The organism is Mesorhizobium sp. LNJC405B00, from assembly GCF_000502615.1.
Lineage (GTDB): Bacteria > Pseudomonadota > Alphaproteobacteria > Rhizobiales > Rhizobiaceae > Mesorhizobium.
In genome coordinates this window covers 73,242-97,711 of sequence record NZ_AYWC01000003.1, presented here as the reverse complement: position 1 = coordinate 97,711, position 24,470 = coordinate 73,242, and the positions used below count along the sequence as shown (strand labels likewise).

General features: G+C 62.2%; 23 protein-coding genes, 2 tRNA genes and 1 pseudogene. 14 read left to right on the top strand and 12 right to left on the bottom strand.

The annotated features are described in order from the left end of the window. The first annotated feature begins 21 nt into the window (after positions 1-21). The 3 genes from X756_RS158140 (at position 22) to proC (ending at position 3,211) form a co-directional block, all read left to right on the top strand. Positions 22-1,020 (top strand): glycosyltransferase, encoded by a 999-nt coding sequence (locus X756_RS158140; protein WP_023692395.1) that lies wholly within the window; start codon positions 22-24, stop codon positions 1,018-1,020. Next, positions 989-2,308 (top strand): O-antigen ligase, encoded by a 1,320-nt coding sequence (locus X756_RS158145; RefSeq protein WP_023729055.1) that lies wholly within the window; start codon positions 989-991, stop codon positions 2,306-2,308. The genes X756_RS158140 and X756_RS158145 overlap by 32 nt, the downstream gene beginning before the upstream one ends. An 87-nt stretch (positions 2,309-2,395) precedes the next feature. Beyond that, positions 2,396-3,211, top strand: coding sequence for a pyrroline-5-carboxylate reductase (proC, locus tag X756_RS158150; protein WP_023692397.1), 816 nt, complete (start codon positions 2,396-2,398; stop codon positions 3,209-3,211). 67 nt (positions 3,212-3,278) lie between these two features. On the opposite strand, the gene X756_RS158155 is transcribed toward proC, so the two are convergent. The 8 genes and pseudogenes from X756_RS158155 to X756_RS158170 all read right to left on the bottom strand — a co-directional run bounded on the left by X756_RS158155 (position 3,279) and on the right by X756_RS158170 (position 12,590). Continuing rightward, entirely contained in the window at positions 3,279-4,178 is a 900-nt protein-coding gene (locus tag X756_RS158155) for an MBL fold metallo-hydrolase (RefSeq protein ID WP_023729054.1), read from the bottom strand. 273 nt (positions 4,179-4,451) lie between these two features. Next, on the bottom strand, positions 4,452-4,634 hold the full coding sequence (locus X756_RS1000000170330) for a type II toxin-antitoxin system VapC family toxin (RefSeq protein WP_280806608.1): 183 nt from the start codon (positions 4,632-4,634) through the stop codon (positions 4,452-4,454). Between the two features lie 29 nt (positions 4,635-4,663). Continuing rightward, on the bottom strand, positions 4,664-4,843 hold the full coding sequence (locus tag X756_RS1000000170325) for a type II toxin-antitoxin system VapC family toxin (protein ID WP_245261319.1): 180 nt from the start codon (positions 4,841-4,843) through the stop codon (positions 4,664-4,666). After that, positions 4,843-5,085: a type II toxin-antitoxin system VapB family antitoxin gene (locus X756_RS158160; protein WP_023729053.1), complete on the bottom strand. Its 243-nt coding sequence runs from the start codon at positions 5,083-5,085 to the stop codon at positions 4,843-4,845. The genes X756_RS1000000170325 and X756_RS158160 overlap by 1 nt, the downstream gene beginning before the upstream one ends. An 80-nt stretch (positions 5,086-5,165) precedes the next feature. Next, positions 5,166-6,479, bottom strand: coding sequence for an NAD(P)H-dependent oxidoreductase (locus X756_RS158165; RefSeq protein ID WP_023729052.1), 1,314 nt, complete (start codon positions 6,477-6,479; stop codon positions 5,166-5,168). Positions 6,480-6,631: 152 nt separating this feature from the next. Further along, a pseudogene (locus tag X756_RS01000000165275) lies at positions 6,632-8,099 on the bottom strand (multicopper oxidase family protein). Positions 8,100-8,354: 255 nt separating this feature from the next. Then, positions 8,355-12,152, bottom strand: a complete 3,798-nt coding sequence (locus tag X756_RS0133780) for a caspase family protein (protein WP_084569869.1) — start codon at positions 12,150-12,152, stop codon at positions 8,355-8,357. Between the two features lie 363 nt (positions 12,153-12,515). Beyond that, positions 12,516-12,590 (bottom strand) — tRNA-Thr (locus tag X756_RS158170). 150 nt (positions 12,591-12,740) lie between these two features. Here X756_RS158170 and X756_RS158175 point away from each other — a divergent pair. The 11 genes from X756_RS158175 to X756_RS158225 all read left to right on the top strand — a co-directional run bounded on the left by X756_RS158175 (position 12,741) and on the right by X756_RS158225 (position 20,386). After that, on the top strand, positions 12,741-12,935 hold the full coding sequence (locus X756_RS158175; protein ID WP_023729050.1) for a hypothetical protein: 195 nt from the start codon (positions 12,741-12,743) through the stop codon (positions 12,933-12,935). A 134-nt stretch (positions 12,936-13,069) separates the two neighbouring features. Then, on the top strand, positions 13,070-14,362 hold the full coding sequence (gene murA, locus X756_RS158180) for a UDP-N-acetylglucosamine 1-carboxyvinyltransferase (RefSeq protein WP_023697319.1): 1,293 nt from the start codon (positions 13,070-13,072) through the stop codon (positions 14,360-14,362). Between the two features lie 167 nt (positions 14,363-14,529). Beyond that, the gene (locus X756_RS158185) at positions 14,530-14,964 is read left to right on the top strand and encodes a DUF2948 family protein (RefSeq protein ID WP_023701831.1); all 435 of its coding nucleotides are present in this window, start codon (positions 14,530-14,532) and stop codon (positions 14,962-14,964) included. Positions 14,965-15,098: 134 nt separating this feature from the next. Beyond that, positions 15,099-16,391: a histidinol dehydrogenase gene (hisD, locus tag X756_RS158190; RefSeq protein ID WP_023729049.1), complete on the top strand. Its 1,293-nt coding sequence runs from the start codon at positions 15,099-15,101 to the stop codon at positions 16,389-16,391. 6 nt (positions 16,392-16,397) lie between these two features. Beyond that, positions 16,398-16,883, top strand: a complete 486-nt coding sequence (locus tag X756_RS158195) for a UPF0262 family protein (protein WP_023669283.1) — start codon at positions 16,398-16,400, stop codon at positions 16,881-16,883. Beyond that, the gene (locus X756_RS158200) at positions 16,871-17,335 is read left to right on the top strand and encodes a low molecular weight phosphatase family protein (RefSeq protein ID WP_084569868.1); all 465 of its coding nucleotides are present in this window, start codon (positions 16,871-16,873) and stop codon (positions 17,333-17,335) included. The genes X756_RS158195 and X756_RS158200 overlap by 13 nt, the downstream gene beginning before the upstream one ends. A 185-nt stretch (positions 17,336-17,520) precedes the next feature. Then, complete coding sequence (gene infA / locus X756_RS158205) at positions 17,521-17,739, top strand: translation initiation factor IF-1 (RefSeq protein ID WP_006200926.1); 219 nt, start codon at positions 17,521-17,523, stop codon at positions 17,737-17,739. 19 nt (positions 17,740-17,758) lie between these two features. Further along, the gene (locus X756_RS158210) at positions 17,759-18,385 is read left to right on the top strand and encodes a Maf-like protein (RefSeq protein WP_023681911.1); all 627 of its coding nucleotides are present in this window, start codon (positions 17,759-17,761) and stop codon (positions 18,383-18,385) included. Continuing rightward, positions 18,382-18,573, top strand: a complete 192-nt coding sequence (gene yacG / locus X756_RS158215; protein ID WP_023669280.1) for a DNA gyrase inhibitor YacG — start codon at positions 18,382-18,384, stop codon at positions 18,571-18,573. Before X756_RS158210 ends, yacG begins: the two co-directional genes overlap by 4 nt. Before the next feature lie 214 nt (positions 18,574-18,787). Beyond that, positions 18,788-18,863, top strand: a tRNA-Phe gene (locus X756_RS158220). A 212-nt stretch (positions 18,864-19,075) separates the two neighbouring features. Continuing rightward, the gene (locus X756_RS158225; protein WP_023729047.1) at positions 19,076-20,386 is read left to right on the top strand and encodes an integrase arm-type DNA-binding domain-containing protein; all 1,311 of its coding nucleotides are present in this window, start codon (positions 19,076-19,078) and stop codon (positions 20,384-20,386) included. A 264-nt stretch (positions 20,387-20,650) separates the two neighbouring features. On the opposite strand, the gene X756_RS158230 is transcribed toward X756_RS158225, so the two are convergent. The 4 genes from X756_RS158230 to X756_RS158240 form a co-directional block, all read right to left on the bottom strand. After that, positions 20,651-21,973: a type II toxin-antitoxin system HipA family toxin gene (locus X756_RS158230; RefSeq protein WP_050587469.1), complete on the bottom strand. Its 1,323-nt coding sequence runs from the start codon at positions 21,971-21,973 to the stop codon at positions 20,651-20,653. Then, complete coding sequence (locus tag X756_RS0133775; RefSeq protein WP_023689355.1) at positions 21,974-22,267, bottom strand: helix-turn-helix domain-containing protein; 294 nt, start codon at positions 22,265-22,267, stop codon at positions 21,974-21,976. 686 nt (positions 22,268-22,953) lie between these two features. Next, a complete protein-coding gene (locus X756_RS158235; RefSeq protein WP_023689356.1) occupies positions 22,954-23,232 on the bottom strand; it encodes a DUF2274 domain-containing protein in 279 nt (92 codons plus the stop codon). A gap of 13 nt (positions 23,233-23,245) precedes the next feature. Continuing rightward, positions 23,246-24,463: a TrbI/VirB10 family protein gene (locus X756_RS158240; RefSeq protein ID WP_023729046.1), complete on the bottom strand. Its 1,218-nt coding sequence runs from the start codon at positions 24,461-24,463 to the stop codon at positions 23,246-23,248. Positions 24,464-24,470 lie beyond the last annotated feature (7 nt).

Below are 24,470 nucleotides of genomic sequence, written 5' to 3'. Positions count from 1 at the left end.
CAAAACATGCGGCTGGAGCGGATGATCCCTTTGCCATCGGACGGTTCGGTATCGATTGCGGGACGCTCTCCGGGGCTCGCCGCAGAGACGATGGAAGCCGTCGTCACGCTGCCGACCTTCAAGCGGCCGCAACTGCTGCTCGAAACGCTGGCGTCGCTCAAGGCACAGCAAACCAGCCGGCGCTTCGCCGTCATCGTCATCGAAAACGAGGCCGAGGCGCGTGAGGGCGCCCAGGCGGCCGTGCCGCTGTTCGAACGCGACGATATGAAGGGCATGGTCATCATCGCGCATGAGCGGGGCAATTGCAGTGCCTACAATGCTGGCTGGCAGACGGCGATCCTGCATTTTCCGGATTTCCGCCATTTGCTGGTCATCGACGATGACGAGATCGCCGACGCGGACTGGCTGGAGCGCATGTGCAGGACGGCGGAGACGCTTGGCGCCGACATTGTCGGTGGCCCGCAAGTGCCGGTGTTTACCGATCCTGCTCACGCCAAATGGGCCGAGCACCCGGTGTTTGCGCCGCCCTATCGCCAGACCGGGCGCGTGGCCGCACTCTATTCCTCGGGCAACCTTCTGGTCGGGCGCAATGTGCTCACCATCATGGGGCCACCCTTCCTCGACCTGCGGTTCAACTTCATGGGCGGCGGCGATTCCGACTTCCTCAGCCGCTCGGCGCAGAAAGGTTTCGTGCTTGGCTGGTGCGCCGAGGCAAAGGTGCGCGAAGGCGTTCCGGCCCGGCGCGTCGAGGCTGACTGGATCCGCGCCCGATCCTTACGCAACGGTGTAATCTCGACCCTGGTCGAAAAGAAGAAGCGCGCCGGCACGCCATTCGCCGGCGCCAAGGTGTTTGCAAAAAGCCTGGCGCTGCTGATAGCCTCGCCCGTGCGCGGCGCAATCAAATTGGCGCGGACAGGATCGCTGTCGACGGCGCTTTACCCCGTCTATGTCTCGCTCGGCCGCGTGCTTGCCGAATTCGGATACGCCAATGAGCAATACAGGCAGCCTGAGAAGAACTGACGAGCTGCTGCTGGGCGGCATCGTCACCCGCGACGGCGTGGCGACGGCGATTGCCGCGCTGTTGTTTGCCGTCATCATCGTGTCGTTCCGGCCGTTTCAGCCGGCAGGCGCGGAACTGACCGGCGACGGCGGCGACATCGTCAACCAGCTCGGCTTCAGTTCGCTCGGCGCCATTTCGATCTTCTCACTGCTGACGTTCGCCGACCCCAAGGTGGTGCGCTCGCTGCTCAGCCCGTCCTGGATTCTGATGCTCGGCTTTTTCATGCTTTCGGTCATCAACGCGACCGACCCGTCCTCGGCCATGCGCGCGGCCTTCTTCACGCTGCTTGGCGTTCTGACGATAGCGACGGTCCTGGTGCTGCCGCGCGATGCCGACAGTTTTTCGAAAGTCATCATATTCTGCGCGATCGTCGTTATCGGCCTGTCCTATATCGGCCTCATCGTCTTTCCGCATGAGGCCCTGCATACGGCCGATTCGCAGGAGCCCGAACATGCCGGCCTGTGGCGTGGTGTGTTCGCCCACAAGAACATTGCCGGACCAATCATGGCCTGCTTCAGCTTCGCCGGCCTCTATCTCTTCCGGCGCGGCCAGAAATTCTGGGGCGTGGCGATCTTCGGCGCGGCGATGATCTTCATGCTGCACACCGGATCCAAGACGACGGCCGGCCTGGTGCCGTTCTCGATCCTGATCGTCGTGCTGCCGGGCCTGATCGGCATGCGGTTCGGCACGCCGATCCTGTTTGCACTGGCGATCATTGCGACGGCCATCGGTACCTTAGGCATCGTCTTCATCCCGCCGGTGAAAGAGCTGGCGGCCACCTATTTCCCCGACCTCACCTATACCGGGCGCACGACGCTGTGGGAGTTCTCCGGCGAGATGCTGGCGAAGAACCCCTGGACCGGCTACGGCTATGAAAGCTTCTGGGGCACGCCGCTGCTGCTGAGCCAGGACCAGCCTTTCGACCGGGCCTGGGACATCCGGACCATCGTGCATGGCCATGACGGCTATCTCGACATTGCGGTGCTGATGGGCATCCCGGCGCTGTGCGTTGCCGTCTACACTTTCGTGATCGCGCCGCTGCGCGACTACATGCGCATCCCGCCGCGCAAGGAGAACATCTATCTCGGTGACTTCTTCATGATGGTGGTGCTGTTCACGGCGCTGAACGCGTTCCTGGAAAGCTTCTTCTTCCATCGCGGCGACCCGGTGTGGCTGTTCTTCGTGCTCGGCGTGCTTGGCTTGCGGCAAGTGTCGCTGCGGCCGATCGCGGTGCGCCGGCGACCTTGACCGGCTGGCCTGATCCAGCACCCCTTGAGGGGCTTTCCCGTCTGCCCGCTAGCGTCTAAGGAGAACCCTTGTCTCGGAGGGCTCTCAATGACGATCAGGCTTGTTCTCGCCGGTTGCGGCAATATGGGTTACGCCATGCTTGCGGGCTGGCTGAAATCCGGCAAGCTTGCCCCGCAAGCCGTGTTCGTGGTCGAGCCCAATGCCGAATTGCGCAAGCGCGCCGAGCACCTCGGTTGCAGTGTCGCCGCGGACGCGAACGGGATCCCCGCCGACGCAGAGCCCGACCTCGTCGTCATCGCCGTCAAGCCGCAGGTGATCCGCGACGTCACCGCCGCCTATAAGCGCTTCGGCGACGGCAGGACTACCTTCGTCAGCATCGCCGCGGGCACGCCGGTCGCCACCTTCGAGCACATACTCGGCCATCTCGCGCCTGTTATCCGCTGCATGCCCAACACGCCGGCCGCGATCGGCAAGGGCATGATGGTGGTCTATTCCAACCCGCTGGTGACCGACGACATCAGGCGTTTCGTTGCCGAGCTGCTGTCGGCGAGCGGTGTGGTGACGACGATCGACGATGAAGGCCTGATGGACGCGGTGACGGCGGTGTCCGGGTCCGGTCCGGCCTACATCTTCCACTTCATCGAAGCGCTGACGGTTGCTGCCGAGAGGGCCGGACTGCCGGCCGACACCGCCAGGCTGGTGGCCATGCAGACCGTCTATGGCGCTGCGGCACTTGCCGCCGAAAGCGGCGAGGAGCCCGGCGTGCTGCGCCAACAGGTGACCAGCCCCAACGGAACCACGGCAGCAGCCCTTGCCGTGCTGATGGGCGAAGACCGGCTGACGAAGCTGCTGACCGAGGCGGTGGAAGCCGCGCGGCTGCGGTCGGTGGAATTGGGGAAGTAAACCGTTCGCGATACGTCAGGGCTGTAGGTGGCCCGTGTGCTCCTGCCTTAGCCCCGGGCCAACCGCATCAGCCCCACTTCATTTCACCCTTGGCAACCTTTGCTCCCAGTTCCAGCGAGGAGACGTCAAGAAGATCAGGATAGCGCCGCTTCATCGCCGCAATCAGTTCCACGCTGGATTTCGATTTCCCGGCTTCCTCGTTGAAGGCTTCGATGTAGGCGCGGGTGAATTCCACGGCCGCCAGACCGTCCGGTGCACCGGCTACCTGATGGGACGGCACCACGATGTTGGGTTTGCGGGACGCGATTTCGTTGAGCGCGGCAATCCATTTCTTGCGGTCGTCTACGGTTGGCCCGTCGGCAACCCAAACATGTACGCCGGACGAGATCAGCACGCCGCCGAACACCGCTTCAAGGCTGGGCACCCAGAGATACCGCCGGTCTTTCAGATCGGCGACGGTGACGATCTCGATCTTGTTTCCTTCGATTTCAAGTGAGGTGATATCGGATGCCTCGGGAATGACGACATCCGCCAGGACCTTCGGTCCATTGTCCTTGAGCTGCGGGCCCCAGACATCCAGCTTGGCTTGCACATTGGCTTTGATGGCCGCCACCGTCGCAGCGGCCGCGATGATCTTGGCGCCGGGGAAAGCATCCGCGACGGGACGCAGGCCAAAATAATAGTCAGGGTCGCTGCAACTGACATAGATCGTCGTCAGGGTCTTGCCCGTCGCCTTGATCGCATCCGCGACCGCACGGCCATCCGACAGCGTAAATCCGCCATCGAGGAGGATGGCTTCCTTCTCACCGGTCAGCAGCACCGGCGTGCGGCGGAAACCCTTCTCGTCAGCCTGAAAATAGGTCCATTCCAGCTTGGCGGCGGCCTTGGCTGCAAAAGCCAGAGGCTGAAGCATGGCAACCATGCCCATTGCCAGAAGGGTTTTCATTGTTTCGCGTCTTGTCCAAATGGTTTGCAAGATTTCAACCTCAATGGGGTTCAACTGATCGTTCGGAGATTGGCATCTCGGCATCGTTTGAAAAACCCGGATCAAAAAGACAGACTATATGAATGGATCATACAATCGCAGCCGATGGTCTGCGTCGTCAGCACGAGCGCAATGATCAGGCGTGTTGCGCGAGCAGGTCAACAGCCCCATGGCGCGACCGCGGCAGCATTTGGCCTGCTGGGCGGGAGCGGCTGACGAAGCTGCTGACCGAATCGTGGAACTGGGGGAGTAGGATCAGGCCAGATCGGTGTGGGAAAAGCCTTTCCCTTTGTAGAGCGAGGGCATCCCACGGCTTTTTGCCGAGGCATATGACAGGCAGTCAGCGAGGTTGAGCTGAGCCGGGTGGCCGCGACCTTTGCCATAGTTCGAAAAAGCCTGGATCGCGAGCTTGGCATCACCTCTTTCGATCGGAACCACCTCGATCGCGGCTTCGCGCAGGAAGTCTCCTATTGCCCTTTCGGCGAGAGCGGCTCCACCACCAACTTCGACGAAAGCCGCATCGCCGCTTCGAGCACGACCAGCGGAGATGTTATCCGTATCGAGGCCTGCCCGATCCGGCGGCTCCAATCGGCGGCGTCTTCCTCTCCGGCGAGGACAGCGATCACCACCGAGGTGTCGATGAACATCAGGAATGTCCCCACATCTCGTCGATCTCATCCTTAGTCACATCCCTGCCGCCGCTTCCCGCCTTGGCCTTCAGATCGTTCGATATGGCGGCCAGCCGCTCAGCCAGCGGAACTCGTTCACGTTCGCGCTGAAGCTCGGATTCGAGCGCCTCGATCACCGCCTCGGTCATTGAAATCTTTCGCTTTTCGGCAAGCTGCCGGGCGAGGTCACGGGCGCGCGGGTCTCTGATCTGGAGATTCATCCTGGAAGCCTCCGTTCGGTGCCACTACAACATAGGGAGTTGTCATGACAAGGCCAGCCCGACTGGCCTGTCATCCAATCTCAGCTCCCGTACAGCATCTCATCCTGCAGCTTGCGCAAAGCAAACAGCCTGGTCGTGCGGTCGGGTGTGGCGTTGTCGGTGGTGATGAGCTCGCCCTTCCTGACCGGCTTCAGCACCTTGCCGCCTTCGAGCAGGCCGACCGCGACGGCGCTGACGGCGCGGGCCTCTTCGACGGTCATTGTCCAGGAGCGGTAGCAGGTCTCACCGATGGCATCGAAGGTCTCGCCCATGGCGAGATCGCGCTTGGCGACCGCGCAGACCTCGGCCACCGGCTTCGGCAGCGGCACCATGTCGGGGCGGCCGTAGAGCATGATACGCGCTGCCGTCAGCGGCACTTCCAGCGAGGTCAGATGGTAGGGCCGGAAGAAGCTGTAATAGGGGCCGTGGCCGATATGCAGATCGTCCATGCGCTCGACGATGCGCGGATGCGTCGCCTCGACGATGACGAACACGCCCGGCGCCACACCCTTGCCGATCGTGTAGTCGACAACACCCTTCTTCGACAGGATGCCGCCATCGGCGCGCGGTATCAGCACCTTGGCCAGCTGGTCGCGGTCGGCCTTGGGCCCGTGCATGCCCGGCACATCGGGCACCAGCCCGGTGGCGTTGGCGATGGCGCACATCTCGACCATGGTTTTCGAGCCGTCTACGAACTCGACCAGCATGCGCGGGTTCATGTTGCGGCGAAGGGCTTCCTCGCGATAGTCATCCGGAACGGCATCGTGGTTGAGCGGGTTGTTCTTGCCCTTGCCAGCCGAGACGATGGTGTAGCCGAGCGCGGAGGCAAACTCGATCAGCTCCATGCAGCTCGACGGCTCGTCGCCGGCGCCGACCGAATAGACGACGCCGAGCCGGTCTGCCTGCTGCTTGAGGTAGCAGCCGATCGTGACGTCGGCCTCGACATTCATCATCACCAGGTGCTTGCCGTGCTCCATCGCCTTCAAGTCGAAATCGGCGGCGACACCAGGCTTGCCGGTGGCGTCGATCACGACGTCGATCAGCGGATTGGTGACCAGCATCTCGTTCGAGGTGATGGCGATTTTCCCGGCCTCGATCGCCGCGGTGACTTTCGAACCCATGTCGGCCTCGACCGCCATCGCCTCGTCGCCATAGGCGATGCGGATGGCGTCACGCGCCGTGTGCGGACGCCGCGTCGAGATGGCGCAGATCTCGATACCGGGCATCAGCATGCCTTGCGTGACCAGGTCGGTGCCCATTTCGCCGGAGCCGATGACGCCGATGCGCACCGGGCGGCCCTCGGCGGCGCGCCTGGCGAGATCGCGGGCCAGTCCGGTCAGGGCGACATTGGTCATGCAAGCGTGTCCACGGCTTCTTGATTGCAGGCGGGAATAGCAGGGAACGGCCCCGCTTTGCCAACGAAACCGGCGAACACCGGCAATTTCTCCGGCAACAGGCCCGGCCGGTGAGGCCAACCCCGGTAGAGGCTGATTGACCCGCCTCGGCGTCAAACCACCCTGATATAGCTCGTCATGCCGGTTTTCTGATGTTCGATGATGTGGCAGTGCAGCAGCCAGTCGCCGGGATTGTCGGCGACGAAACCGAGCTGAACCTTCTCGTTGGGCTGCATGAGATAGGTGTCGGAGATGACCGGCTGAACCTGGCGCGTCGAAGACGACAGCACCTTGAAGCTCATGCCGTGCAGATGCATGGGATGCGATTGCGGCGTCAGGTTTTCCAGGTCGATGACATAGCTTTGGCCGAGCTTCAGCTCGGCCAAAGGCGCGGTCGGATCCGGCGTGTCGCCGGGCCACGGCACCTTGTTGATGGCCCAGAAGGAGTAGCCGAGCGTGCCACATATGCTGTCGCTCGGCACGTTTTCCGCGGTGGCGCTGAGCGAGAGCGCGATGTGTTTCGCGCTGGCGAGATCCACCTCCGGCACCGGGTTCGCTTCCAGCGGTGCGAGGTCGCTCAGGTCGCGCTTAAGCGAGCTTCCGGTGGCGCGCAAGGTGGCGAGGACCTTGGGTTTGGTGCCCCTGATGTCGCCCAGGCTGACGATCGCGCCCTCCTGGTCAGGCATGCGGATGGCGAGCTCCATGCGCTGCCCCGGTCCGAGCAGCAAGGCATCGGGCGCAAAACGCTGCGGCACCGGATTGCCGTCCAGCGCGATGACCGCGGCCTCCCCACCCTCGACGCGAAAAGCGTAGATGCGGGTGACATCGGTGATGGCGACCCGCAGCCGCACCAACCCGCCGGCCGGCGCGTCGAATTGCGGCTGGTCGAGCCAGTTGGCGGTGCGCACCGTGCCATAGGTTCCGGTTTTTGCGGCATCGCGCGGCCGGAATTGCTGGATGAACTGCGCGTCGTCGCCGAGGCGCCAGTCGCGCAGATTGACGACGGCTTCGGCGTCGAATTTTGGATCGTTGGGGTTCTCGACCACGATCACGCCGGTGAGGCCATGGCCCATCTGCTCCAGCGTGTTGCAATGCGGGTGATACCAGAAGGTGCCGGCGTCGGGCGGGGTGAAGGCGTAGTCGAAATGATCGCCGGTGTAGACGTAGGGCTGAACCAGGAAGGGGACGCCGTCCATCTTGTTTGGAACGCGAATGCCGTGCCAGTGGATCGTCGTCGGATCGTCGATGCCGTTGACGAGGCGGGCGGCGAAAGGCTCGCCCTTTTTCATCCTGAGCACCGGCGGCATTCCGGCCTCTNATGCCGTTGACGAGGCGGGCGGCGAAAGGCTCGCCCTTTTTCATCCTGAGCACCGGCGGCATTCCGGCCTCTCCATAAGTCAGCACATCGCGGGTCTGGCCGATATCCATGAACCTGGCCTGGATCTTTGCCGTCTTGAGCACCACCGGCTCAGGTGTGACAGCTGCCCAACCGCTGAGCCTGGTCATTGCTGCCAGCCCGACGCCGCCACCGCCGGCAACCGCAGCCGTTTTCAGAAGCCCGCGGCGGGTGAATAGGGTCATCTGGCGCTCCAACGGAATATGATTACCTGTCGTCCTGAATGACGGGTGGCGACCGGCGCACAAGCCGATACTGCCACATCGCATCTCTGTCATGCCATAGCGAGCCGGTGACATCTGCTTGCGCAACAGCGTGAACGCTGGCGTGCCCACCATTCGCCCGCATCCGGGAGCGCGGGCTCGGATTAATGCAACTCGGCCAGCAACGCCTGTGCCTCGGCGAGGTTCTTTTCGGAACCGGCGGCGAGATCGTCCATCTTACGCGCGCGGAAGACAACGAGCGCGTCCTGGCATGCGGCGATCGCTTCCTGTGCCATCGCCTTGTCCTTGTGGGCGGCGCCCAGATCGACCAGCACGTCGCACAGGCTGTCCTGCGTGAAGGCGACGGCCGGCACCGAATTGATCTTCTTTTGCACCACGATCGCCTCGCGCAGGACCAACACCGCCTCCTCGAAATGCGCGACATTGTTTTCGGCGCGGCCGGCCATGGTCAAGGCATAGCCCATCGTTGCGTGCATTGGCCCAACGTTCGGGATCGCGCTCGCGACCGATCTGCTCGGCAAGCGCCCGGTTGACGGCAACCGCCTCCTCGTACAATTCCGCCGAAGGCTCGCGGGCCGCGATCATGCTCAGCGTCTGCGCGAGACTGGTCTGATTGGTGATCCAGAGACCGGGATCGCGGGTGATCGTTCGCACCGTGGCGAGGTCGCGGTAGATCTGAGCGGCTCGTTTCAGCTTGCCGACATCGTTCGCCCAGTAACCAAGACTCGACAGCCCGCCGGCGAGATTGTTCTGATTGTTCTCCCAGACAGCCAGCGCATTCTCGCGCGTTACCACGCTGAGCGCTGCGTCATAGGCGGCAATCGCGAGGGTGAGCAACTCGACGTCCTTGCCGTCCGCGGCCATCAGCAAGGCATTGCCGATATCGCCCTTGGTGCGCGCCCATTGCATGCGGTCGGGAAAACCGTCGTAGATCCGCGCTGCCGTCTCGAAGCTCTCCACGGCCTTGGCGTAGAACGTGGCGTCGCCACCAATCCGGCCCTGGCTGTAGAGGGCAAAGCCGAGGTCGTAATTGATATTGGCCCACTCCTCCGGGTCGGCGTCCTTGGAGTAGGCGGGGAGCGCGGCTTCCAGCATGTCGGCTGCTTGCGCCAGCAAGTCCAGGTTGGATGTATTGTCGCCCAGGATCGACAGGGTCTGGCCGAGCACGCGGCGCGTCTGGCCGATCTCCGTGACATCACCGCCTTTCGTCTGCCCGTCGAGCGCCGCCCGCAGCGCGTCGACCGATTGCTGCAGCAGTTGATCGTCAGAGGCCAGCTTGCCTGACATCATCAACGCGCAGCCGAGGCGGAATTCCGTCTTGGCCCAATTGGCTGGGTCCTTGTCGCGGGTGCGAACCCTGAGCACCTGACCGTAGACATCGATCGCCTGCCGCAGGGTCGAGATGTCCCCCGCGCGTTCGCCCCAGTTCGATAGCGTGCCTGCAAGGCTGTAACCAATCGAAGCGAACTCGCCCGGCGCGGCGGTTGCGGTATAGACCTCCCATGCCTGACGATACGCGGTCACCGCCTGAATGTAGTAATCGGTTCCCGTATCGAGATCGCCGAGCGTGTCGTTGACCGATCCCAGATTCTGCTGCAGCGAAGCCCAGTCGAGCGGCAGTTTCTCACGCGGATATTCGGACAGAGCGGCCTGGTACGCGGTGGCTGCCTGCAGCAGCAGTTCCTTGTTCTTCTGCTTGGCGCCGAGGCGCTGCAAGGCGTTGCCGAGCGTCAGCTGGCCGTTGGCCCAGCTCGCCGCGGCGTGCTCGCGCGTCCAAACCGTAAGCGATGCCTCCGCCGCCTCCCGCGCGCGCTGCAACGCGGCGATATCGCCGTTGATCTCGCCGATCGACTCGAATGCGGTGCTCAAATTGTTCTGGATGGTCGCCCATTGCGCCGGCGCGCGTTCCCTGGTCATCTCCTCAGCCGCCGCCTGGAAGGCCGCGACCGATTGCTCAAGCGTCGGTACATCCTTTTCGCGCGCGCCGAGGCTCGCCAGAACGACACCCAGATTGATCTGGCTCAATGCCCAGTCGAGCGGTACGCGCTCTCTGTTGTATTCCGTCAATGCCGCACGATGCGCCTCGATCGCCGCGCGGAAACTGTCCGATGTGGTCTGGCGGTCGCCGATTTCGGACAGCACGATGCCGAGATTGTTCTGCGTCGCCGCCCATTCCAGCGGCAGTTTCTTCAACGACTGCACCTCGAGCGCCGAGCGGAAGGCCGCGACAGCCCGCTCCAGAAGCGCCGTCCCGTTCTCGCGCTGGCCGAGCCGCCAGTAGACCGTGCCCAGATTGCCATAGGTCGATGCCCAGTCGTCGGGGTAGGCGTCATGCGTATAGACGGTCAGCGCCTGCTCATAGGCGGCAGCTGCCTTGTCGAGGTTTTCGCGGCCGGCTTCCCGTTCGCCCAACGTAGCAAGCGTGGCGCCCATATTGTTCTGGGTGGCCGCCCAAAGCAGCGGCAACTTTTCGCGGGTGACATAGGTCAATGCCTGTTCATAGGCTGTCAGGGCCTGGGCGAGATACGCATTGTCGCCGGAGAAGTCCCCTTGTTCCGACAGAGCGTTGGCCTCTGCCGCCTTGTAGTAGAACGCGTCTTCGTCGCTCCATTTGGCAGCTTGCTCGAAGGCCTTGGCGTAATCCTGCGCAGCCTCCTTGAAGTTGAAGGAGATTTCATAAGTCCTGGCACTGCTGGCGAAGACCTTTGCGAATTCCAGCCGCTTTGCCTTCAGCTCGGCCTCGGCCTGGTCGACCGTAGACGAAAGTTCGCCGATGCGGGCCTTGGCCTGCTCGTTGAATTTCTGCGCCGCTTCGAGCGCGCCTTCCTGAACCGCCTGTTCGGCGAGTTTCGATAGCCTGGCAATTTCGGGGTCCGGGTTTTTCAAAGTCTCGCGTTCGGCCAACACGTGTTTCAGCCGTTCGGTCTGGCCACGCAGTAGCTTGTCGAGCTCAGCCGGATCCTTGGGTATGTCGACCCCGAGCGCCTTCAGCATGGCGTAAAGCCCATCCATCGGCACCTTGCCGTCACGCGATATGGTTTCGATCTGGCGGCGCTCCGGATCGGGTAGCGTCGAGATGGTCAGCAGGAGCTGGCGCCGCTCCCTGAGGATTTCGCCCTCATCGCCTTTCGGCGCCTCCGCGGGCGTGCCGAAATAGAGCAGACGGCGCAGGCTCTCATTGACCCAGGGCCGCTGCTGGCCATTGGTCTTGAGATAGACCTCCTCGCCGATCATGCGCAAAACGGTGCCGAATTCCTCGCCGCCCATCGTGTCGATGTGGCGCAGGATCGCTGCCGAATAAGGGCTGTTGCCGTCGGCCGGACCGTCCAGCGCAACCTTGCCGGGCTCGGCGGCAAAGGCGATGACCTGGCCGAGGCTGTCGTCGACCGAGCCCTTGGCCTCGGCGCCACCTTTCAGGGAAACCACGCCGCGCGTTTCGCCGAGACCGCCGGCGCCGATCGGCTTGCCTTCGTCGCCCGGCGCCAGCTTCAGGAGCGTGCCCGGCGGGAACGGATCGTTGCGGCAGGCGTCCAGCAGAACGATGGTGACCGGCACCTTGGCCTTCAGTTCGGCGACGATGGACGACAGCGGCACCAGCTTTTCGCCGGCATTGTCGAGCGCCGAGATATCGGCATCGACAGGGACCAGATAATTCTCGCCGCCGGCTTCGATGCCGTGGCCGGAATAGTAGATGATGGCGACATCGGCGCCCTCGGCATCGTCGACGAAGCCTTCGAGATCGCGCCGCAATTTGCGTGCGTCGCGATTGGTGGCGACATTTGTCTCGAAGCCGAGCTTGTCGAACATCTCCTCGATGGCGCGGGCGTCGTTTTCCGGATTGGGCAGTTTGCCGACATGCTGGTACTCGGACTGACCGATGATGAGCGCGACGCCTTTCAGCGCCTTCGGCTCTTCAGCCAAAGCGGGGCCAAACGCGCATAGGCACAGCGCCAGTGCCGCAGCAATTGCCGCACACGTGCGCCCTGTCGCACCTGCCGTTCGCCCGAAGAGCATTCTCTACCCCAAATCCCGACGCTATCTTCCGCAAGCGAGATGGCATCATGATGGCCGGCCGATGGCAAGTCCTTGGGCGAGCTGTGTTCTTGTCGTGGATATGCGTACGAGGCGGCTGGCTTTCAGCGTGCGCGCGGTAGTGTTCAGCATGCCGGATACGGCCAGTCCGGCCTGTTCATGAGTTGACAGGTCCGGACTTGTTGAGCAGTCGTCCGGCCCGTAGAGCCTCTTTCTCTCAATGTTTCCGGGCGAGGGGGCCACGGTTGGATGGCGGGATTGGCACTTTTGCGTCAGCCGGCTTTTTTGGTCCGCAACGAGACCCCGACTTCGCGACTGCATCTTTTTAAAATCAAAGGAATGAACTGGTGCTGCGAGAGAGGATTGAACTCTCGACCTCTCCCTTACCAAGGGAGTGCTCTACCACTGAGCTACCGCAGCCGCTGATGGCGGGGCTTCTGCCATATAGAACCGGCAAGCGCAAGGCGTCTGTGAAAGGCTTTGCCAGACAAGTTTCGCTGACATGGCGGCGCCACAATGCTAGCTATCCCTTGAACGGCAGGCCCTGCCAGTCGCGGGCGGGACGGAACGATGGACGACAAGACAATTCCACCGAAAAAGGCTGATCCGGCAAAAAAGGACGGGACTAACCGCAAGGACCGTCTGGCCGAGCAGTTGCGCGCCAATCTCATGAAGCGCAAGACGCAAGCGCGTTCGCGGCGCACCGGTGACGCTGACCAGCGCCCGGAAGGCCTGGCGGCTGCTGAAAAAATGCACAAGGACTGACCGATATCGGCCACACTGGCCGGCCAACTTGGCCAACGGGCTCAGGAATCTTGAACCAAGCCGGCCAATGGTCTAGACGGGCCGATACGCAAACTGACGAAAACCGGCCTTTCGGGCCGAGGGGACATTCTCTCATGGATCGCATCAGAATTGTCGGCGGCAACAAGCTCGCCGGAAGCATTCCGATTTCGGGCGCGAAAAACGCCGCTTTGCCGCTGATGATCGCCTCGCTGCTCACCGACGACACGCTGACGCTGGAAAACGTGCCGCATCTGGCCGATGTAGAGCAGCTGATCCGCATTCTCGGCAATCACGGCGTCGACTATTCGGTCAACGGCCGCCGCGAGAAGCAGAATGAGGGCTATTCGCGCACCATCAACTTCTCGGCCCGAAACATCGTCGACACGACCGCGCCCTACGAGCTGGTGTCGAAGATGCGGGCGTCGTTCTGGGTGATCGGCCCGCTGCTGGCCCGGATGGGCGAGGCGAAAGTGTCGCTGCCCGGCGGTTGCGCCATCGGCACGCGGCCGGTCGACCTGTTCCTTGAAGGCCTGCAGGCGCTGGGCGCCGACATCGATGTCGACACTGGTTATGTGCTGGCCAAGACCAGGAACGGCCGCCTCGTCGGCAATCGCTATGTGTTCCCGAAAGTCTCCGTCGGCGCCACCCATGTGCTGATGATGGCGGCGGCGCTGGCCAAGGGTGAGACGGTACTCGAAAACGCCGCCTGCGAGCCCGAGATCGTCAACCTCGCCGAATGCCTCAACGCCATGGGCGCAAAAATTTCCGGCGCCGGCACGCCTGTTATCACCATCGATGGCGTCGAGTCGCTGTCGGGCGCGCGCGTGCGCGTCATCCCCGACCGCATCGAGACCGGGACCTATGCCATGGCTGTGGCCATGACCGGCGGCGATGTCGTGCTCGAAGGCGCCCGCCCCGAGCTGCTACAGACCGCGTTGGATGTGATTGCCCAGACCGGTACCGAGATCACGCCGACCAATTCCGGCATTCGCGTCCGGCGCAACGGCGCCGGCATTTCGCCGGTCGACGTGACGACGGCGCCGTTCCCGGCCTTCCCGACCGATCTGCAGGCGCAGTTCATGGGCCTGATGACCATGGCCAAGGGCAAGTCGCGCATCACCGAGACCATCTTTGAAAACCGCTTCATGCATGTGCAGGAACTGGCCCGGCTCGGCGCCCACATCACGCTGTCCGGCCAAACGGCGATCGTCGACGGCGTCTCCAAGCTGAAGGGCGCGCCCGTGATGGCGACCGATCTGCGCGCCTCGGTGTCGCTGGTCATCGCCGGTCTGGCGGCCGAAGGCGAAACGACGGTCAACCGCGTCTACCACCTCGACCGCGGTTTTGAGCGGCTGGAAGAAAAGCTCTCCAATTGCGGCGCGGTGATCGAGCGGATTTCGGCTTGACCGCACGGCAGTTGCTTCAGACAGACAGGCGTCTGGTGCTGCCTTCATTCACCGCCAACACTTCAAACCCGAGGCGCTAGCCTCGGGTTGAATTTGTGTCGCGGTTGCACGGACCGGAAAGACCGCCTAACAGAAGGCTGAAACCAACTTTCAGGTGTGCATTCGGCATGGCAGCCCTCAAACTCGTTGCGCTCGACGATCAGGATCTGAGCATCGTCTCGGCTCACGTCCAGGACGCCGTGATGAAGGTCTCGGATCTCGAATACCTGCCTTCGGCCAAGCGTTTCATTTTGACCATGAACCGCTTCGTCTGGGAGGCGAAATCCGGATTGTTCAGCCCGCACAATGAGCGGCGCCAGGCGGTGTTGCATTTCGACCGCGTGCTCGGCGCCAAGACCAGCGGCATTGCCCGCGATCGGCCGGCCGAGGTGCTGTCGCTTCTGGCAATCAGCTTTATCGAAATCAGCAAGCCGGCCGGCATCGTCGAATTGGTCTTTTCCGGCGGCGGCGCGATCATGCTCGACGTCGAATGCATCGAGGCACGGCTTGCCGACATAGGCGGCGCTTGGGAAGCCACCTCGCGTCCGGTGCACAGGGTCTAGAGCATGATCCCAAAAAGTGGGTGCCGGTTTTTGTTGGACAAAACGGGAATCGTTTGTCCAGAGATCATGCTCCAACAAAGGGCTAGATGATGATGAGATTTCAAGCAAATCTCACCATGATCTAGACGCAGCCGATGGCCATTACGCTTATCCAATCCGATGCCGGTTTCGCGCAGCGTTTCGCCGCCTTCCTGACCACCAAGCGGGAAGTATCGGAGGACGTCGACACTGCCGTGCGCGCCATCATTGCGCGGGTTCGTGCCGAGGGCGACGCTGCCCTGGTCGACTACACGCTGAAATTCGACAAGGCCGACCTCAATAGTCTCGGCATCGCCGTGTCGAAGGACGACATCGCGCAGGCCTACAAAGACGCCGATCCGCAGACGGTCGATGCGCTCAAGTTCGCGCGCGACCGCATCCGATCCCATCACGAGCGACAAATGCCCAAGGACGATCGCTATACCGATGCCGCCGGGGTCGAGTTGGGTTCGCGCTGGACGGCGATCGAGGCGGTCGGGCTCTATGTGCCGGGCGGCACGGCAAGCTATCCAAGCTCGGTGCTGATGAACGCCGTGCCGGCCAGGGTGGCGGGCGTCGAGCGCATCGTCATTGTCGTGCCGGCGCCGGGCGGCATCATCAATCCGCTGGTGCTGGTGGCAGCCGATATATCAGGCGTTTCGGAGATTTACCGCGTCGGCGGCGCGCAGGCGATTGCCGCCCTTGCCTATGGCACGCAGACGATCCGGCCGGTCGCCAAGATCGTCGGACCGGGCAATGCCTATGTCGCCGCCGCCAAGCGCCAGGTCTTCGGCACGGTCGGCATCGACATGATTGCCGGACCGTCTGAAGTGCTGGTGGTGGCCGACGGCAGCAACGATCCCGACTGGATCGCCGCCGATCTTCTGGCGCAGGCCGAGCACGACGTGTCGGCGCAATCGATCCTGATCACCAACGATCCTGCGTTTGGAAAAGCAGTCGAACAGGCGGTCGAGCGCCAATTGCTGAGCCTGCCGCGCGCCGAGACGGCGGCTGCCAGCTGGCGCGATTTCGGCGCGGTGATCCTGGTGGAGACCATCGAAGCCGCGCTGCCGCTGGTCGACCGCATCGCCGCCGAACATGTGGAACTCGCCATCGACGATGCCGAGGGCTTCCTGGCCAGGATGCGCAATGCGGGCGCTGTGTTTCTGGGACGCCATACGCCCGAAGTCATCGGCGACTATGTCGGCGGCTCCAACCACGTGCTGCCGACGGCGCGTTCGGCGCGCTTCTCTTCGGGCCTGTCGGTGCTCGATTTCGTCAAGCGCACCTCGATCCTGAAGCTCGGGCCGGAGCAGCTGAGAGCACTTGCGCCGGCGGCGATTGCGCTGGCCAAGGCGGAAGGCCTCGACGCGCATGGCCGCTCCGTCGCCATCCGGCTGAACATGTAGGCGGCGATGGCGGACGGCGATCAAACCCGCGCAAGGCTGATCGATGTCGAGCTCGACGAGTCGATCGGCCGTTCGACGCCCGATGTCGAACATGAGCGCGCGGTTGCGATCTTCGACCTGATCGAAGAAAACAGCTTTCAGCCGGTCAATGATGACGGCGCCGGGCCTTATCGGCTGAAGCTCTCGCTGGCCGAATCCCGGCTGGTGTTTGCGGTCGCCCGCGAGGATGGTGCTGATGTCGTCACCCATATCCTGTCGCTGACGCCGCTCAGGCGCATCGTCAAGGACTACTACCTGATCTGCGAAAGCTATTACGACGCCATCCGCTCCTCGACGCCGAGCCATATCGAGGCGATCGACATGGGCCGGCGCGGCCTGCACAATGAAGGCTCGCAGACGTTGATGGACCGGCTGGCCGGCAAGATCGACATCGACTTCGACACGGCGCGGCGGCTGTTCACGCTGGTCTGCGTGCTGCACTGGCGGGGTTAGACCTGACTGGGGCGCCCCGCTCGATCCTGTTCTTGTGCGGCATGAACGCCGTGCGCTCGCCGATGGCCGAGCAGCTGGCGCGGCGCATGCTGCCGCCGGCCACTTTCGTCGCCTCTGCCGGCGTGCACAGGGGCGAGCGCGATCCGTTCGTCGACGCGGTGCTGGCCGAAGAGGGCCTGACGCTGGGCGAGCGCCAGCCGCGCTCGATGGACGATCTCGAGGACGATTATTTCGACCTGGTCGTCACCCTGGCGCCGGAAGCCCACCACGCCGCGCTCGAACTCACCCGCTCGCTTGCCGTCGACGTCGAATACTGGCCGATGCCGGATCCGACCGATGTCGGCGGTAGGCGCGAGCAGATCATGGCCAGCTATCGCGACGTGAGAGAACGGCTGAAAGCGCGCATTAGCCGACGTTTTCTGCTTCCGGAGGTAAAAAACGCGGCGGATTGATGCATGTCGCTCAAAAGCGGTCCCGGTTTTGAGACAACGACATGCATAAAACGAAAGCTTGGAGCGCGTCGCTTATGACGCGATCTAAGCGTGTTCACAAGCGCACGATTATCATATAGGTTCCGCCGAAATTCCGGCCTGGGCGCTCCAGGGCGCCGGAACTGCAATCCAAGCAAAGGTATCGAATGCCGAAGGAAGAAGTCCTCGAGTTTCCGGGTGTCGTGACGGAATTGTTGCCCAACGCGATGTTCCGGGTGAAGCTCGAAAACGAACACGAGATCATCGCCCATACGGCTGGCCGCATGCGCAAGAACCGCATCCGTGTGCTGACCGGCGACAAGGTCCTGGTCGAGATGACGCCCTATGACCTGACCAAGGGCCGCATCACCTACCGTTTCAAGTAACAGTCCGGCGCGAACCGCGATGAGCATCCTGCAGAAGCTCGTGCTTGCCTCTGGTTCGCCGCGCCGGATCGAACTGTTGCAACAGGCCGGCATCGAGCCGGACCGCGTGCTGCCAGCCGATGTCGACGAAACGCCGCTGCGCGCCGAACATCCGCGCTCGCTGGCCAAGCGGCTGTCGAAGGAAAAGGCCGAGAAGGCGCTGGCCTCGCTGAAAAGCGAGGAAGACTATGCGCCAAGTTTCGTGCTGGCCGCCGATACGGTGGTCGCGGTCGGACGCCGCATCCTGCCCAAGGCCGAGACGCTGGACGACGCCGCCAATTGCCTTGGACTGCTTTCGGGCCGTTCGCACCGGGTCTATTCCGGCATCTGCCTGATTACGCCGGGCGGCAAGCTGCGCCAAAGGCTGGTTGAATCCAGGGTACGCTTCAAGCGGCTTCCACGCGAGGAGATCGACGCCTATGTCGCCTCCGGCGAATGGCGCGGCAAGGCCGGCGGCTATGCCGTCCAGGGTCTCGCCGGTTCGTTCGTCGTCAAGCTGGTCGGCTCCTACACCAACATTGTCGGCCTGCCGCTCTACGAGACAGTGGCGCTGCTTTCGGGCGAAGGCTTCAAGGTCCACACCAGCTGGCATACCGCGCGGCCATGAGCCTGGACGATAAGGTCACACCACTGCGCCCGAAGCGCCCCTGCCCCGAATGCGGCAAGCCGTCGGCGCGCGAGACCTATCCGTTCTGCTCGAAGCGCTGCAAGGACATCGACCTCAACCGCTGGCTGAAGGGCGCCTATGTCATCACCGCGCGGGATGACGAGGACGAGAGCGACGAGCCGAAGTAGGGTTTGGGCGGTGCCGGCCGCGCAATTCCACTTCGCCGACCTTACGCAATTGCTGCTTTGCCGGCGTCGGTGTTGTCTGCGACAATTGCCCCGGAAAATCAGCGCTTAGGCGCTGGACAGGCCGGATTCCCGTGCTATAACCCACGCGCTTTCAAGGGGTGCCCCACGGCGCTTTCCTGAAATCCGGTCAGGCGATGTCTCGTTTGCCGGCGAGGCCCAGATAGCTCAGTTGGTAGAGCAGCGGACTGAAAATCCGCGTGTCGGTGGTTCGAATCCGCCTCTGGGCACCATCCCCTCTTCTCCCGACACTCCGTTTAGCCGAACCGTCTACGCTGCAGCTTCTGCAAGCGACTGGAATTATTGATCTTTTGCTGTCGCATTGCGCAATTAGGCGTGACAGAGAGCGCTTCGGGCGCATTTGATCCAACGAGGCGGGGGGATGGTATTTCCGTTGGTATTCGACATCCTGATGGTATCGAAACAGCCAAGGGAGACCTGACGAATGGCCCTATCCGACGTGAAATGTCGAAACGCCCGCCCTGCTTCCAAACTCGCGAAATTGTCTGACGGGGGCGGGCTGCAGCTATGGGTACAGCCCACGGGCTCTCGCCTCTGGCGGCTCGCCTACCGCTTTGACGGCAAGCAGAAACTGCTCGCGCTGGGCAGCTATCCCCTTATCTCTCTCGCCGAGGCACGGGAGGCGCGCGATGATGCTAAAAGGCTCCTGCTAGCTGGCGTCGACCCTGGAAAGGAACGCAGCTTGCGGAAGGCCGATTCGGCAAAGGACTCCTTTCGCTCAATCGCGGACGAATATGTTGACAAGCTGAAGAAGGAGGGACGTGCCGACCGGACGATCAGCAAGGTCAAATGGCTGCTCGACTTTGCCTATCCGATAATCGGCGACAAGTGCATTCGGGAGATCGAGCCGGCCAGCATCCTTACCGCCCTCCGTCGCGTGGAGGTTCGCGGTCGATATGAGTCGGCCAGGCGACTGCGCTCCACCATCGGCAGCGTGTTTCGATACGCGATCGCGACCGCACGCGCCGAGACAGATCCGACCTTCGCCCTCAGAGGCGCACTCATCAGTCCGAAGGTAACGTCTCGCGCCGCGATTACCGATCCGAAGGCCTTGGGCGGTTTGCTGAGGGCGATCCATGCATTTGACGGACAGCCTACAACGCGAGCCGGTCTGAAGCTGATAGCGCTGCTGTTTCCCCGCCCAGGCGAGCTTCGCGCCGCTGAATGGGAAGAGTTCGATTTTGAAAGCTCGGTGTGGACGATCCCTGAAGCACGCATGAAAATGCGACGGCCGCACCGCATACCCCTATCAAAGCAAGCGATCAGCGTCCTGACTTCACTGAGAGAAATCTCTGGTGATGGATCGCTGCTGTTTCCTAGTGTTCGATCGGCTTCGCGTCCGATTTCCGACAATACCCTTAACGCCGCACTGCGTCGTATGGGTTACAGCAAGGAAGAAGCTACCGCGCATGGTTTTCGAGCAACGGCATCAACTCTGCTGAACGAATGCGGCAAGTGGCATCCGGACGCGATAGAGCGGCAGCTGGCCCACATTGAGAACAACGACGTTCGGCGCGCCTACGCCCGGGCAGAGCACTGGGACGAGCGCGTCGAGATGATGCAGTGGTGGGCCGATTATCTGGATGAACTCAAGAGCAAAAACCTGCGGGTGATCTCAATCGAGGGACGCCGCAAGCCTGCTGTCCACACACCAACGCGACCATCCACTTTGAAACCAACAGAGGCCGTTCATCAAACGCCGATACAAATCTCCAACCGCCGGAAATCATACTGACCGTCGAAAAACGCCACAACTCGACGCCAAATCGTAGGCCCGCATTGTCAGATTTTCCGGAGAGAAAGTTGACCGCGTTCGGCGGGAAGCTGCCGTTCTGCAGCCGACCCCATTTCCGTCATTCAAGCTGCCGATGGCCGGTTCCGAAACCGGCCATCTACCCGGCCCGGGGCCGCGCGCTATTAGAGCGAGAATCCCGTGGGCAGTGTGCGGTCCGTCCGTTTCGCCGGCATTAGTCCGTGGATCCGCTATCCCCGCCCGACTTTAACCTCCACAACCTTCCTCTCCATAGATCCGGGACAAGCCCTTGATGCGCGTCGCGATCGCGTCGACGAGGCGACCAACGATCTCATGGATGATCCCCTCCTGGCGAAGCTCTTGGGCGCACTCCGACGCCATATCGGGCATCACCGCGAGCTGATGGCGGATCGTCCGCACCGTGTACTCGCCGCCAACCTTTGCTGAGGACGCACAGCGCCCCCAGTGGCGCGGCATGATCTCCTCGATGGGATAGACTCTGTCGATCTTCATCGCCAGTTTGAGGTCGCGCATCTCAGATTGGATCTCTCCCCCGAGGTGCGGCAGAATGGAGGAGATGTCGTAGAGCGGAGCTAGGCGGGCCTCGCCCTGGGCTCCGAGCAGCATCGAGTAGTTCTTTGCATGCGCGTCCGTGCCGGCGATGATCCAGTTGAAGACGTTCGCGGCCATGAAGATCTGACGGTCTTGGACGGGGTCGAGGGAGGCCGACAGCACCTTTCTGGAGATCGTCGTGATACCTGGCCCACCCTGGTTCTCGTACTTGAGCGTCGGCATCACCGACAGGGCCTGGCACATGTCCTCCTGATGGATGCGGATGGTCTTGCCCTCGTTGTTGCGGCGGTCGTAGCGCTCGATAACGATTGCCTTTTCGCCTGCGAAGTCGAGAACCTGGCTATGTGCAGCGTCCATGCCGAGCTTGGATGCAAGCTGCAGGCAGAAATGCTCGTTCTCGGTATGCCCGTGCAAGTGCGGCAAAGGCGGCTTGAAGATGTGTGTCGTGGGCGTGTCGCCTAGAGGGATCCCCCAGCGATTGTTGCCCTTATCGAAATGGAACGCCGTCTTTGCCTGCGCACCAGCGAGACTGAACTGACCAGGATCGCCGATTCGCCGGGTCGCTGCACCATCTTTGCGCAGATCGCGCAGGCGGTCGCCGATCTGCGCCTCGGTGAGCAACTCCACGTTCTCGCCGCGGGAAATCTGGTCGCCACGCGAAAGGAACTGGACGGCGCCGGCGCAGTCGCGGCCGACATTCTTGAGCAGGGCAAACGGGTTTCGGGCGGAGACCTGGAACCTCTGCGCCCATCTGGCGAGGGTCTGCTCATTATCCGGCAGTAGGCCCCAGAGGAATGCCTCGACGACCTTGCCCTCGTAGGTCCTGGTGATCGTCGGCATGGACAGGGAGAGCGGGATCGCCACCGGGCCTTCCATCCATGCCTCGTGATAGGAGAACGAAAGCTTGCCGCCCTGCAGGTGGTGGAGCCCCCCAACCGGTCTGCCAGCGATATAGACGTCGAGGGTGTCGATCGGGTTCATCATGATCATCGTCATCTAGAGCTTGTAGGGAATCTCGTCGTCGTCATCGTCGACATGCCGTTCATCGGCATTATGATGATGATCAGCCGACGTCGGCGCCGGCGGGATCTGAAAGTCCATCTCCACACCAAGCGTGGTCAGCGCCAGCAGCACGTTGCCGATCTCGGCGCTGGGCTTGCCGTTCTCGATCCACGACACCCACGTCTGCGTCGTGGTGATCATTTTGGCCAAGGCAGCCTGTGACAGGCCGCGCCGGGTGCGGGCCTCCTTGATCAGGATTCCAATGTCGCGAGCTGTTCTGATCTTCATGGCGTATACGATTTCTGTATGAGCTAGCCTGATATAGGCTCGTATATGACGGGTGTCAATATACGTTACTATATCAATTTAACGCTATATAGGTTCACATATCGGCAACCTTCATATACCAACCTATATAAAATCATTGCGCCACGCAACAATGTGCGATCGACCTTTTCGCCACGGTACCATCGAGAATGACCGCTGGTCGAGAACTCAACAACTTGTCGGGGCCGGGAGCGGTCCGGTCCGCTATTCAATTACTGTTGGCGAGAAGCTGTCATTCAGCATCCGGTCTGGCGGCATCGTGACAAGATCGATTTTTGTCCGAAGAGAACGAGGCCGGCCGCAAGAAAAAGCCACGGCTTTTATGCACTTATTGTCTAGCAGGCTTAGTTGTTCCCCTGAAACTTGAATCTCCCTCAGACTCAGTGTCTTCTCAAGGTAGCCGCTGGGAATTAGACATGCCTTCAGGCTCGTTTCAACACCGCGTGTGGCAATGGATTGTCGCGTGCTTTCCGACGCCGGCTCACCTCGATGTACAGGAGCGCAATCATCGCTTCCTTGAAGAGGCGCTCGAACTCGCTCAGGCGAATTCCTGCACAAAGGAGGAGGCACTCGAACTGGTGGAGTACGGACCGGCGGCAACGCGGTCAGGATCAAGAACCTAGCGTGCTCCACAACGACACCAAGCGCTAACCGTTGTCCAGTGTGGAAGATGATTGCCTTCGTGGTTTCTCCGACGCGCCGGCGCCCGGCAGACCTTCCTTTCTGGCCTTGGCAAACGCCCGGTCGCCTTCCAGGAACCCGACCAGCATAAAGGGGATCAGTTCCGCCACCGTTTCGGACTCGCCATAGGTCTCACGGTAAAGTGCGGCATAGTCGTTGAGTGCTTGGCTCAAGTCGGCGCCAACGGTGATGGTGATCTTCGAAGGTGTCCGGTCCGGAAGTTTTCCGAGTTTCAGGTTAGCCATGAAGTCCTCCTGTTCACCCCGTGTATGGCCGCAACACGAGGTCCTTGTGCACGATGACGCGCAACGGCCAACCAGGGCGCACGGTGATCGTGGGTTGGACGTTCAGGTTCTTTTCAGTGATCCGTTGGCCCGCTTGACTGACGTTCTGCTGGGTGGATTCACGAATTGCCTTGACCAAGTCGCTTTCATTTTCCCCAAAGCTCAACTCGGTACCAACCCCCAGCAATGTGGCTACCGCGACGCCCTTGATCAACTGCCAAGTATGGAAATCCACCTTGTCCTCGAGCCCGGCATAGCCGGCCGCGTCGGTCACGGGCAGATTGTCGATTTCGGTAGAGGAGCCGTCCGGCATCACGATGCGTTGCCACACCAACAGAGCGCGCCTTTGCCCAAAGGCTACAACGCTGTCGTAGGTGCCGATCAGCCGTGAGCCCTGCGGGATGAGCAGGATGCTGCCGGTGACGCTGTCGTGCACATTCTCGGTGATCTGGGCGACGACAAGGCCGGGCAGATCGGAATTGATGCCGGTGATCAGGCTTGCAGCGATCACGCTACCGGCCATGATCTGATAGGGCGAAGCCGGCGTCTGCAGTGCATGCGGGTTGTAGATCCCGCCGGTGTTCCGTTGATCGATGAAATCGAGCTTGCGCTGTTGATTGTTCTGGTCGCCCTCGGCCGGCGCGACGGAAGCTCGCTGGCCTTCGGTATCTGGCTGCGGAGACGCCGTCTCGAAAGGCGAACGTCCGCCCTGCCCATTGCCAAAAGCTTCCGTCTGCTGGGGCCGGTTTTCGATGCGGAAGAGGACTTGCGACTCGCGCGCCTCAATCGCTTGTTGTGCAAGCCGCTGCGCCTCGGCGGAAACGTCTTGCCCAGGTGCGATGCCAAGCTGGCGCTGGTGCTCGAGAATAGGACGGCCGAGATCCCCGGGCAGCGGCGGTCCAAGCACCGGAGCCTTCGGCTTGCTCCCGGAATAGTCCTTGGGCAGCGATTCAAGTCCCTCGGCGGTCGGGTTGCGGTCGGTGCTGTAAAGCTCTTCAGCCTGCTGCTTCAGGCGCAGTGCCGGCCCCTGCAGCGCCATCATCGTGACGCCAAAGATGGTGGCGGAGCCAACAGCTGCGATCGCGACGATTATGCCGCGCTTGAAGCGCACGGCCCGGCGCGGTGAGGCCCGCAGCTGCAGCTGTTCGGGATCGAGTTTGGGCGGAACATTGGGGCGGGACGTGTCGGTCATGAGCCTC